Source organism: Pseudoalteromonas sp. BSi20439 (assembly GCF_000241165.1).
In the GTDB taxonomy this organism is placed as follows: Bacteria; Pseudomonadota; Gammaproteobacteria; order Enterobacterales; family Alteromonadaceae; genus Pseudoalteromonas.
This window is the reverse complement of record NZ_BADW01000047.1, coordinates 1-12,296: the sequence shown is the minus strand read 5'-3', so window position 1 is coordinate 12,296 and position 12,296 is coordinate 1. Positions and strand designations below refer to the sequence as shown.

Here is a 12,296-nt window from a genome sequence, read left to right as displayed (position 1 = left end):
GGCAACTAAATTTAACTACAACTTATTGCTTTTCCAAAACCGTTTTTAAATTATTTAATGCCGAGACAGAAAAGCCACGGTCGTAAAAGTAAATAATTTTGCCACTCTCATCAAGCAGTATTACACGGCTGTTATTAGGATTTTCGTTGCCAGTAAATGCCTGAACTTTATCGCCATCTTTGTAAATTGTGATCACCCCACCCCACAACTCTTTTGGGATCCCCTTACGCATGCCGCTATCAATTAAGGTACTAAACATACGAGGAACCATGCCCTGAATAGTTGGCAACTCATAAGCGGTCACATCCACTGCGCTCATATCTAAACCAATAAGCCAACGATCAATATCAAACTGGCTATCTTGTTTATAACCAATTAACAGCAACGTATTGGGGTTGTTAAAGTCCTCAGGAATCGTAAATGACTTTTGCTCTAAGCTTTCTCCTGTAACAGTGGGAAATTGCTTACCAAGTAGTGCTTGATTTGGATACTGGGTTGAACATCCGCTTACTACTAAAACCATCACCAGCGTCATTATTGCCTTTAACATACCTTTACTCCCTATTTTTAAATAAAACTAAAGTGAACACGTTGACCAATTAATTCGTATGAGACTTACGCTTTAAACAAGGCTTACGATCTATAGTAAACCCTATAAATTAAAGAAAATACAAGCATATGAATAAGCTTGTACAATAAAACGCTGATTCGTTATACTTTAATATTATTACTATATTCCTTTTAATTCTATCCCATAGCGAAAGTGTATTTTGTTAACGTCTTACAAAGCGTTAAAGTGCCGCGCTAATTCACAGCTATAAAAGAGGGTACCATGTCGCTTGCTGTATTATTAATGTTGGCATTATTTGTCGGTTTGCTGTTTGCTATTTATCTTGTTTCGCAAAAAAGCAGCTCTTTATCTCGTACCGTTTTATTTGGTTTAGTACTTGGTAGCGCCTTTGGTTTAGCCCTACAGTTTTTATTTGCCCATTCCCCAGAAACCATTAAAGAAATACTCAGCTGGGTAAGCATAGTAGGTAAAGGCTATGTCGGGTTACTAAAAATGATCATCATGCCACTGGTATTGGTCTTTATGATTGCCGCTGTGGTTAAGCTTGAGAACCAAGGCTCACTGGGGAAAATATCCTTTATTAGCATCTCTGTTTTACTGTTTACCACCGCGATTGCAGCATTAATTGGTATTGCGGTAACGTATGGATTTGATTTGAGCATTGAAGGGCTTGTTTCAGGTACTCGTGAAGCCGCTAGAATGGACACCCTGCAAAGCAAAGCAGCGAATGTAGCCGACTTAAGTGTGCCACAAATGCTACTGAGCTTTATTCCTGAAAATCCCTTTGCAGATTTAAGTAATCAACGTTCAACCTCTATTATTGCCACGGTTATATTTGGTGTACTTGTTGGTATAGCTGCGCGTAAAGTAATGCTTGAAAAAACAGAGCTTGCTAGCCCAATTCGTAACGGTGTAAACGCCCTACAAGCAACAGTAATGAGCTTAGTTCGCATGGTAATTGCTCTAACGCCTTATGGTGTTGCAGGTTTAATGGCAAGTGTTGTGGCAAACTCTAGTAGTAGCGACATTTTAAATTTACTTGCCTTTATTGTTGCTTCTTACGTGGCTATTTTATTAATGTTTGTTGTGCATGGTTTACTGCTTAGCTTAGTAGGTGTCAATCCAAAACATTACTTTGAAAAAATCTGGCCAGTGCTTACCTTTGCTTTTAGCTCACGTAGCTCAGCGGCATCGATTCCTATGAATGTAGATGTGCAAATTAACCAGTTAAAAGTGCCCCCAGCAATCGCTAACTTATCGGCTTCTTTTGGTGCCACTATAGGTCAAAACGGCTGTGCTGGTATTTACCCTGCCATGCTCGCGATGATGGTTGCGCCAAGTGTGGGGATAGACCCACTCACGTTTGAGTTTATTTTACCGCTTATTGGTATTGTGGTTATTAGCTCGTTTGGTATTGCTGGCGTAGGCGGTGGTGCTACTTTCGCAGCGTTGGTTGTATTACCTACCATGGGATTACCTATAGAGGTAGTGGCTTTACTTATCTCTATTGAGCCTTTAATAGATATGGCGCGTACCGCACTCAACGTGTCGGGTGCTATGACCTCAGGTGTGATCACCAGTAAGTTAATGAAAACTCAATAGCACTAAGCTTATTTAATAGCCCAGCCTACGCTGGGCTTTTTTATGCCTATAGCTCTGCAAAGCCTTCTTTGCGTATTTACAATTCATTTATTTAATCGATTAAATTTAATAAATCATTTTTATAGATTGCACTAATCGTTTTATTTCGCACACGGTTTTTACCCTCTTTACTATACTATCCTCACTGCTTAGCCATTCAGGCTTGTTTAACAACAACTTGAATGAAGTATTAGCCTACTGTTTTTTAATGAGTAGGCCCTATTTTTTAATACGCTTTGTATATAACGAAATTCGTTAACTTTAAGGAAGCTGACAATGAAAAACCGATCATTTACAAAAAAAGCGCTTGTTGGATTTATAAGTATGGCACTTATGTCTGGCTCTGCTTTTAGCCAAGAAAAACCACAAATGTCTAAGCCACAAGGTGCTGTAGGCATGGGTGAGGCAAAAATGGGCGCAACCAGAACCAACCAATTTTGGTGGCCAGATCAACTTAACCTATCTCCTCTTCGCGATCATGATCTACGTTCAAACCCTTACGGTGCCGACTTTAATTATGCAGAGGCATTTAACAGTCTAGATTTAGACACTGTAAAAAGTGATATCGACGCTCTACTAACTCAATCTCAAGATTGGTGGCCAGCAGACTTTGGTAATTATGGCCCATTTTTTATTCGTATGACCTGGCACAGCGCAGGCACCTACCGTACGCTTGATGGCCGTGGTGGCGCTGGCGGTGGTCAACAACGTTTTGAACCGCTTAATAGCTGGCCAGATAACGTAAGCTTGGATAAAGCGCGCCGTTTACTTTGGCCAATCAAACAAAAATACGGTGAAGCCCTTTCATGGTCAGACTTAATCGTATTAGCCGGTAATGTTGCCTTAGAAAACATGGGGTTTGAAACCTATGGTTTTGCTGGTGGTCGTACTGACGATTGGGAACCAGACATGGTTTACTGGGGTCCAGAAGTAGAAATGCTTGCCAGCGACCGTGAAGATGCCAGCGGCAAACTAGAACGCCCGCTAGGTGCAACTCACATGGGTTTAATTTATGTAAACCCAGAAGGGCCTAAAGGAGTACCTGATCCAATCGGTTCAGCTAAGAACATTCGCGTTGCGTTTTCTCGCATGGCGATGAACGATGAAGAAACCCTAGCACTTATCGCCGGTGGTCACACCTTTGGTAAAATGCATGGTGCGCACAAACCTAAAGACTGTGTAGGTGCAGAGCCTGCTGCAGCAGGTATTGAAGAGCAAGGTTTAGGCTGGAAAAACAAATGTGGTAAAGGCCACTCTGAAGATACCGTATCTAGTGGTTTAGAAGGCGCATGGACACAAGCACCTACCCGCTGGTCATCACTGTACTTAAGCAACCTACTTAACTTTGAGTGGAAACAAACTCGCAGCCCTGCAGGCGCTATTCAGTGGATCCCAACAGATGAATCATTACATAACGCCGTACCTGATGCGCACGTTAAAGGTAAATTTAACCCACCGGTAATGACTACGGCCGATTTAGCGTTAAAATTTGATCCTGAATATCGCAAAATTGCAGAACGCTTTTTAAATGACCCTAAAGAGTATCAACTTGCCTTTGCTAAAGCATGGTACAAATTAACTCACAGAGATATGGGACCACCACGTAACTTTTTAGGTAAAGAAGTACCAAAAGACGACTTAATTTGGCAAGACCCTATTTCAGCAGAAACTCAATCAAACATTGATGCTGGTGCAGTAAAAGAGCTTAAAGCCGCTATTTTAGACTCAAACCTAAGTGTACCTGAGTTAGTACGTGTGGCATGGGCATCGGCTGCCAGTTACCGTGATTCAGATATGCGCGGCGGTGCCAACGGCGCACGTATTGCGCTAGCACCACAAAAGGATTGGGCAGTAAATAATCCAGCAGAAACCGCAAAAGTACTTAAAGTATTAAAAGCGATTCAAGCTGACTTTAACGACAGCTTATTTAGCAAAAGCCATGTATCGCTTGCTGATTTAGTTGTACTTGGTGGTAATGCAGCGATTGAAAAAGCAGCCAAAGATGCAGGCTACTCAGTAGACGTGCCGTTTAATGCTGGCCGTGGCGATGCTACGCAAGCGCAAACTGACGTTAATGCATTTAGCTTATTAGAGCTGCCAGCCGATGGTTTTAGAAACTACTTTGATGCAGAGAAAAGCTATAAATCGCCAACAGAAATGCTGATTGATAAAGCGGATCAGCTTGACCTAACAGTTCCTGAAATGACTGTATTAGTCGGTGGTTTACGTTCACTTGATGCAAACTATAAAGGCACTGACTACGGCGTATTTACTGACAAGCCAGGTACCCTAAATAACGATTTCTTCGTTAACTTATTAGATATGTCGACGGTATGGAAAAAATCGTCAGATGCTGGCATTTATCAAGGCTTTGATCGTCAATCAGGTGAGCAAAAGTACACCGCCACTTCGGTTGATCTGATTTTTGGTTCAAACTCAGAACTACGTGCAGTTGCTGAGGTGTATGCCTTTGATACATCAAAACAAAAGTTTGTAGAAGACTTTGTTGCAGCATGGACTAAAGTAATGAATTTAGACCGTTAATAACCATTAAGTAACACAACCACAGCGCTGCAATTAATTGCAGCGCTTTTTTATTGTAAAGCTACTTTAAAGCAAGCACTCGATCACGCAAGTCATCGGCACTCACATTTTCAGATGCAACCGACTCACCAATCGCTACGCTTACTAACGACCATTTGGGTCTAGGTAGTCGCCACTTGGCTTTTCGGCTAAACATACTGCCCCATAATCCATCTAAATGAACAGGGATAACAGGCACAGGCGTGCGCTGAATTATTTTTTCAATGCCACGGCGAAATACATCAACCTCGCCATCACCGCTGAGCTTTCCTTCAGGAAAAATACCTACTAACTCACCACTTTCCAGTGTTTTAGCGATGTCATCAAAGGCTTTATTAAACGCCTTAGGGTTTGCCTTTTCACTATCGATTGGAATGGCTTTGGCCATTTTAAATAACCAATTAAGTGCCGGTGAATAGTAAATAGGTGCAAATACAACAAACCGAATTGGCCTAGGCGACGCCGCTAAAATAAACATCCAATCAACAAAGCTAACATGGTTACTTACCACTACCGCAGCCCCTTCATCGGGAATGTTAGGCTCGCCTTTAGTGCGCACCCGATACATGCAAATCGCTAAAATATAAATAATAAAGCGTAAAAAGAACTCAGGAACTTTGCTGTATATATAAACCGATATCAGTAAATTAAGCCCTGCTAATAACAACAGTAATTGTGAAATATTCCAGTGTAATAGCGTTAAAGTAACAATACTTAAAACGGCGCTGCCGACCATAAACAGTGCGTTTAATACATTATTAGCTGCAATCACTCGAGAACGGCTATCGGGGTGCGTACGCTGCTGAATGAGTGCATACAAAGGCACGGTATAAAACCCCGAGGCAATACCAATACCTGCCATCCAAACAAAATGCCAGAGCATATCGCCAGTATTAATTACTTGTTCAAGAGTAAGCTGCAACTCACTAACTTGGCGATAAAATTCAATACCAGGCTCTTGGCTTAGTAAATATAAAAATAAGGTAATTAACAGTGCACCAAAAGGCACAATACCTAACTCAATCCGTGAGCGTGATAGCTTTTCACAAAGCAAAGACCCCAATGCAATACTCAACGAAAACACCACTAAAGCAGCCGTCACCACCAACTCATCGCCTCCCATTACATGTTTTACGTAATTAGGGAGCGCCGTTAGTATCACCGCACCAATAAGCCAAAACCAGCTGATCCCTAATACTGACTTACCCACCGACTCGGTTTGTGCCTTAAGCGCATTAAAAACACTTTTGGTTGAAGTAATAGGGTTAATCGATACTTTTAAATTAGCATCATTGGCAGCACTTTTAGGAATAAATCGACTGCTCAAAAAGCCAATAACCGCTAGGCTCACTATTGCGATACTGATATAAATAGGGCCCGCTGCTTGGGTTATATAATAGGTGCCAAATACGGTGCCCAATAAAATAGCGACAAAAGTGCCCGACTCCACCAGCCCATTCGCTTTTGTTAGCTCATTTGGGGCCACATGTTGCGGTAAAATAGAGTACTTAAGCGGTCCAAAAAAAGTGCTTTGTAAGCCCATTAAAAATACAGTACCTAACATTAACCAAACCTGCTCGGTTAAAATCGATACTACGCCCACCAGCATAATAGGAATTTCGCAAAACTTTACGATGCTGATCAGTTTTGATTTTTCCAACTTTTCTGCAATTTGCCCAGCCATGCCTGAAAATAGAAAAAACGGTAAAATAAATAATCCTGCCGCCAAATTAGAATAAAAGGCACCATCAGCTACCGTAGCAGCCTGAAAAATTAAAATAAGTAGGATTGATTGCTTATATACATTGTCATTTAAAGCAGAGAAAAACTGCGTCACAAACAGAGGTAAAAACCGTTTGCTACCCAGTAAAGATCCTTGAAATTGTTGTTTATTTTCCTTCATTACGGTCTCTTAAAATTAGCTTCAGGGCTTAGATTACCACTGTGGAAAAGAAATACGAACCCACTTTTTAAGTACGTGCTCAAACATATATTTAAATAAACAAAATAGCTAACCCAATAAAAATGACTAACAAATGAACAATGCGACTAAATCAATCGTATAAGTTGTTTATGAGTTGTAAATAAAACATCTATGTTCTAAACCTAAAAGGTGACTAAAAAAGGAGCATCTTTATGCCAACTACAAACACAATAGACAAAGACACTAAATTCGCACGTTGTTTAGAGTGCAACAAAGTAAATACATTTGCCGCTTTTCATTGGCTTTCGTTAGCGTTTAAAGATATGGCGCGCGCGCCCATGTTGAGTTTAATTTACGGTTTAATCTTCACGCTTATTCCGGTAGCGATTGTTTACTCTGTTGTACTTACCGACAGCCACTTAGCTATTTTACCTGCAACCGTTGCTTTTGCTTTAATCGGTCCGGTATTCGCCGTTGGCCTATACGATGTAGCCTGGGAGCTTGAGAAAGGCCATAAACCTACATTAAGCCATTCATTAAAATCAATGTTCCGTAACCCTGTAGGTGAGTGGGGTTTTGCGGTATTACTCATGGTAATTATGATTATTTGGATGCGCCTAGCTGCAATTGTGCATGCGTTATACCCAAACCATGTAAACCCCACCTTTGAAGAACTTTCGGCGTTTTTAACTATAGGCAGCATTATCGGTGGGATTTTGCTGGTCAGTGTGTTTTCAATTTCTGCATTTACGCCGCAAATTATGATGGAAAGACGCGTTGATATTATGACCGCAGTCGTTTCTTCAATCCACGCAGTTAAAGAAAACTTTGCAGCCATGGTAGTGTGGTCAATTTGTATATTTGTACTAGTAGCGTTGGGCTTTGCTGCAGGTGCCGCTGGATTTATTATTATTATGCCACTACTTAGTTACGCTAGTTGGCATGGATACATTGCTGTTATTAAAACAAAAACACCACGTGGTTATGAATAATATTTACCTGTAGTTTTATCACTTAATTAAATGCTTTTTGGTCATTTAATTAAGTGTTGCCTCTTCTCCCTCAGTTTATAAAATCCGTAAAAACCTTGATCTGAATAAGGTGCAAAGCTTAAAAATAGCGCTAATATAAGCTGATACACTACAGATAATATAAAGGAATAAACATGAGTCAAAACGTTACAGACTTAATGACACCGAACCCATTTTCAGTGAACGTAAAAAGCACTTTGCATGACGCACATAATTTAATGAAAGAAAAAAATATTCGTCATATTCCTGTTATCGACGAAGACGGCGCATTTGTCGGTATGCTGACACAAAAAATCATGGTCGCTAAAGTTATGGGGATCATGGCAACGTTTGGTGCAAATGCATTACAACGAAAAGAGAAACTCACAAAAGTAGAAGATATTATGGTGAGTGATTTTATTAGTGTCACCCCAGAGCAGCCGTTATCAGATGTCGTTAAGTTTTTTGTAGATAATCGCCACGGTTGTATGCCCGTTGTTAGCCAGCAGGGTCAGCTAGTGGGTATTTTAACGTCTTCTGATTTTGTGCGTTTAGCGGCAGCACTACTTTCGTAAGCGCCCTTGCTTAGTAAAAACTGCATTTTGGCTTTACTAAGTGCAGTTTTTTACTCGCTTAAAGATGTATAAAATTAATAGCATAGATAGCTAAGTCACTAACGGCCTGTTATGGTAAACACCTCTGCTTTCGATGATTATTACAAGGTAACTGTGCTGCATGGCTAATCAATTAAATGTACTGGGAACTCGCTTACAACTGTGTTGTGGTAATGGTGGCTATACCCGTGAAGGGTTTTGCTATGTGCCAGATTCAGACTTTGGCAATCACAGTGTATGCGCCATTATGACCGACGAATTTTTGCAGTTTTCTAAAGCGCAAGGTAACGATTTAATTAGCCCTAATCCTTTGTATGATTTTGCTGGCTTAAAAGCTGGCGACAAATGGTGCTTGTGCGCAGTGCGTTGGTATCATGCCATTGCTGCAAACGTTGCTCCTCCTGTGGTACTTGAAGCTACAAACCAAAAAGCGCTCGACATTATTCCGTTTGACGTATTAAAAGCGCATCAATATCAAAAAACGCTATAACGATTAAACACTGAACCCAGTTTTCTTTTGCCTAAATAGCGTAGGCAAAAAGAGTCCTTAACGTGCCCCTGTTTTAAACGTGCTTTTTTGCAGAATTTACAAAAAAGTGCATATTTTTCATATGCACTTAAGTTTGTTGCTTTGAAAAATACCGCCAATTAAAAATTAAAACAATAATTTCAGCAACTTAAAATAACAATACTATCGGCATGAGCATTGCTTCTATTAATACAAGACGTGTTCGTTATCGCAATTAAAACACTCACTTGAGTTAAGCGAGCACTATTTTGAAATAGTAGGAGGCATAATGAGTAACAGTAATAATGCAAACAAAGTCGCTGAATTTACCGCTCCCGGTGTAGAAAACGAATCAGCAAATAAAGCAATATCTGTTCTAGAAGATCGCATGGTAGCGCTAATTGATTTACAGCTAACTTTAAAACATATTCATTGGAATGTAGTAGGTCCAAACTTTATTGGCGTACATGAAATGCTAGACCCTCAAGTTGAAACCGTGCGTGAAATGACCGACACCATAGCAGAACGTATTGCCACTTTAGGCGGCGTCCCTGTTGGTACACCAAAATCAATTGTCGATCGTCGTACATGGGAAGACTACGCTATAGGCAAAGGTTTAGTAACCGAGCACTTAGCTGCATTAGACAAAGTATATAACGGCGTTAACGGTGATCACCGTAAAGCTATAGAATCACTTGCTGAGCTTGATCCGGTATCTGAAGATATGATCATTGCGCAACTTGCCGAGCTTGAGCAATATCAGTGGTTTGTTCGTGCCCATATAGAGTCATCTACGGGTCAATTGAACAGCTAATTTTAAATTGATATACATTGAGCCCAGCAAATATGCTGGGCTTTTTATTTTTTCACTATATCCATCTCATCATTAAGCTAAAACCATCATATTTAATCCACTATAACGCGTTTAGTTACTATACTTATTTTTATACAGAACTTACTATCTACTCCTTATTATTAAAGGGATTTTTCAGTGTTGTCGCGTTTATATAATTTTATGCCTGGTTTACAAACGTTGTTTAATTATCAGCGCCAATGGCTTGCCGACGATATGCGAGCAGCCTTATCAGTTGCAGCCGTGGCATTGCCTGTAGCTATTGCTTATGCGCAGCTTACCGGCGTAAATGCCGCCGTTGGTCTCTATTCTTGTATCTTACCTATGATGCTTTACGCACTATTTGGTACCTCTAAACAGCTTATTATTGGCCCTGATGCCGCAACCTGTGCGGTGATTGCCGCAGTAGTGACTCCACTTGCCGCAGGCGATAGCTTTAAACATTGGCAATTAGTGATCACCATGACCGCAATGACAGGTATCTGGTGCTTTATTGCCAGCCGCTTTAAACTAGGTGTACTTGCTGACTTTTTATCAAAACCTATTTTAATGGGACTGCTCAATGGCGTAGCTATTACCATTATTGTTAGCCAGTTTTCAAAAGTATTTGGTTTTACCTTTGACGAACGCTACTTACTGGAGCGTTTAGGAGGTGTGCCAACCTATTTATCGCAAACTCATATTCCCACCTTGCTAATGGCTTTATTAACACTGAGTGCCTATTTCGCTTTCAAACGTATTAAACCAAGTTGGCCTGCCTCTATGCTGGCAATCACATTGGCTGCAACCTTAGTTTGGTTATTCAACTTAGAACAATTTGAGATAAAAACCATTGGCGTTGTAACGGGTGGCTTACCTATATTTAACCCTCCGATGTTTGATATTGGGGTGATCCGTGAGCTCGTAGTTCCTGCACTTAACTTAGCCATAGTCAGCTTTGTAAGTATGATGTTGACCGCACGAAGCTTTGCTGCAAAAAATGGCTATGACATTAATCCAGATAAAGAATTTAGAGCCTTAGGTATTGCCAATTTAGCCTCAGCATTGTCACAAGGCTTCGCTGTTAGTGGTGCTGACTCGCGTACGGCTGTTAACGACAATGCCGGCGGTAAAACTCAATTAGTATCGATTATAGCGGCTGTTATTATTGCCATCATTGCGTTATTTTTAACGGCTCCCCTTGAGTATATTCCCAGTGCAGCACTGGGAATTGTGCTTATTATTGCTTCAATTCATCTCATCGATTTAAAGACGTTATGGCAATTAAAATTTAAAGATAAGCAAGCATTCTACTTAGCATTAACTACGTTATTTGCGGTGTTGTTTATTGGTGTAATCCCTGGCATAACGCTTGCGGTGTTATTGGGTTTATTTCAATTTATCCGCAGCGTTATGCGTCCATCTGACACTATTTTAGGTATTGATGCCAAAGGAGTAGTAAGAAGCCTCGACGAAACAGATAAAGCCAAAGCGATACAAGGCGTTTTTATTTATCGATTCAATTCGCCTTTAACTTACTTTAACGTGGGTTACTTTAAACGTCGCTTATTAGAACAATACGCCCGCCAGAAAGGCGATATAGAATGCGTTATTATCGACGCTGTACCTTGTTTTACTCACCTTGATCTAAGTGTAATGAGCATGCTTGCCGACTTAGATGTAATTTTTAAAAAACGCCATATTCGTTTAGAGCTTGCTGGCAGAAAACGTCAATTGCTCGCTTGGTTTAAAACGGCAGGAATTACATCTGGTAAAGAGGGGATTTATGTTCACTCAGACTTGTATATCGCCCTACAAAAAAACAGTGTGAGTCAACATATTACTGAAGCCGCTTTATTTAAATCGCCTAACCAAAGCTCAGCTTAGTTAGAATTATTAGTTATCCTCTACTACACTCAAATTTAGATAAAATATGGTGATGACTCATTTCATTAACTGAAAAATATCTGAGACTCAGTGCAAAGAATGTTTTCTTTATTAACTTGTTAAGCCTTAAAAAGATATCGCAAGCAAAAATGAAAATGCCATACCATGCAGTATCAAAATACGCGTGCAGCCGCTTATTTTATGGCTTATCAAATAAAGCGTTATTGATGAGAACAATTAAGCACTGCAAAAAACCAATTAAAAAATGGAGTTATTATGAAATATACACTCTTAATTGCATGCTTAATGGCACTGGCAGGTTGTGATAAAGGCGTTGATTCACCAAAAGGATTTAGCTTACCCGAAGGTAATGCAGAACAAGGTAAAGCCGTGTTTTTAAAATATAAGTGCTTGGCATGTCACACCCTTGCAGGCGTTGAAGATAGCAGCGTAACAAAACATGACGATATTTCTATTAAGCTAGGAGGTAATAAAACCAAAATAATTACTTATGCTGAGCTGGTCACGTCAGTGATTAATCCCTCCCATCGGTTTTCTAGGCCTTATAGACCCGACGCCAGAAATGAAGATGGCAGTTCAAAAATGACGGTATTTAACGATACCATGACCGTATCTGAACTCACCGACTTAGTCACTTTTTTACAACCAAACTATAAACTTATTCCGTACCACAGAACTAATTACCAACTTTACTCTCACTACAAG

Annotated in this window: 10 protein-coding genes; 8 read left to right on the top strand and 2 right to left on the bottom strand. The window is 40.2% G+C overall.

The features are described from left to right. Positions 1-22: 22 nt before the first annotated feature. Entirely contained in the window at positions 23-550 is a 528-nt protein-coding gene (locus P20439_RS04060; RefSeq protein ID WP_008464819.1) for a hypothetical protein, read from the bottom strand. 282 nt (positions 551-832) lie between these two features. Here P20439_RS04060 and P20439_RS04055 point away from each other — a divergent pair, with 282 nt between their 5' ends. Together P20439_RS04055 and katG are read left to right on the top strand one after the other, a co-directional pair. Beyond that, positions 833-2,173 carry an L-cystine transporter gene (locus P20439_RS04055; protein WP_008464818.1) on the top strand — a complete coding sequence of 447 codons (1,341 nt, stop codon included), beginning with the start codon at positions 833-835 and terminating at the stop codon, positions 2,171-2,173. A gap of 315 nt (positions 2,174-2,488) precedes the next feature. Continuing rightward, entirely contained in the window at positions 2,489-4,756 is a 2,268-nt protein-coding gene (katG, locus tag P20439_RS04050) for a catalase/peroxidase HPI (protein ID WP_008111404.1), read from the top strand. Positions 4,757-4,817: 61 nt separating this feature from the next. On the opposite strand, the gene P20439_RS04045 is transcribed toward katG, so the two are convergent. After that, on the bottom strand, positions 4,818-6,698 hold the full coding sequence (locus P20439_RS04045) for an MFS transporter (protein WP_008111403.1): 1,881 nt from the start codon (positions 6,696-6,698) through the stop codon (positions 4,818-4,820). Positions 6,699-6,931: 233 nt separating this feature from the next. On the opposite strand from P20439_RS04045, the gene P20439_RS04040 reads away from it, so the two are divergent. The 6 genes from P20439_RS04040 to P20439_RS04015 form a co-directional block, all read left to right on the top strand. Further along, the gene (locus P20439_RS04040) at positions 6,932-7,711 is read left to right on the top strand and encodes a DUF2189 domain-containing protein (protein WP_008111401.1); all 780 of its coding nucleotides are present in this window, start codon (positions 6,932-6,934) and stop codon (positions 7,709-7,711) included. Between the two features lie 173 nt (positions 7,712-7,884). Next, on the top strand, positions 7,885-8,304 hold the full coding sequence (locus P20439_RS04035; RefSeq protein ID WP_008111399.1) for an HPP family protein: 420 nt from the start codon (positions 7,885-7,887) through the stop codon (positions 8,302-8,304). 160 nt (positions 8,305-8,464) lie between these two features. Further along, positions 8,465-8,833: a DUF2237 family protein gene (locus tag P20439_RS04030; RefSeq protein WP_008111396.1), complete on the top strand. Its 369-nt coding sequence runs from the start codon at positions 8,465-8,467 to the stop codon at positions 8,831-8,833. A 307-nt stretch (positions 8,834-9,140) separates the two neighbouring features. Beyond that, positions 9,141-9,665 carry a DNA starvation/stationary phase protection protein Dps gene (gene dps, locus P20439_RS04025; protein WP_008111394.1) on the top strand — a complete coding sequence of 175 codons (525 nt, stop codon included), beginning with the start codon at positions 9,141-9,143 and terminating at the stop codon, positions 9,663-9,665. Between the two features lie 177 nt (positions 9,666-9,842). Next, the gene (locus P20439_RS04020) at positions 9,843-11,570 is read left to right on the top strand and encodes a SulP family inorganic anion transporter (RefSeq protein ID WP_008464816.1); all 1,728 of its coding nucleotides are present in this window, start codon (positions 9,843-9,845) and stop codon (positions 11,568-11,570) included. 276 nt (positions 11,571-11,846) lie between these two features. Continuing rightward, positions 11,847-12,296 (top strand): c-type cytochrome (locus P20439_RS04015; protein WP_008111390.1); only part of this gene is annotated, 450 nt, incomplete at its 3' end.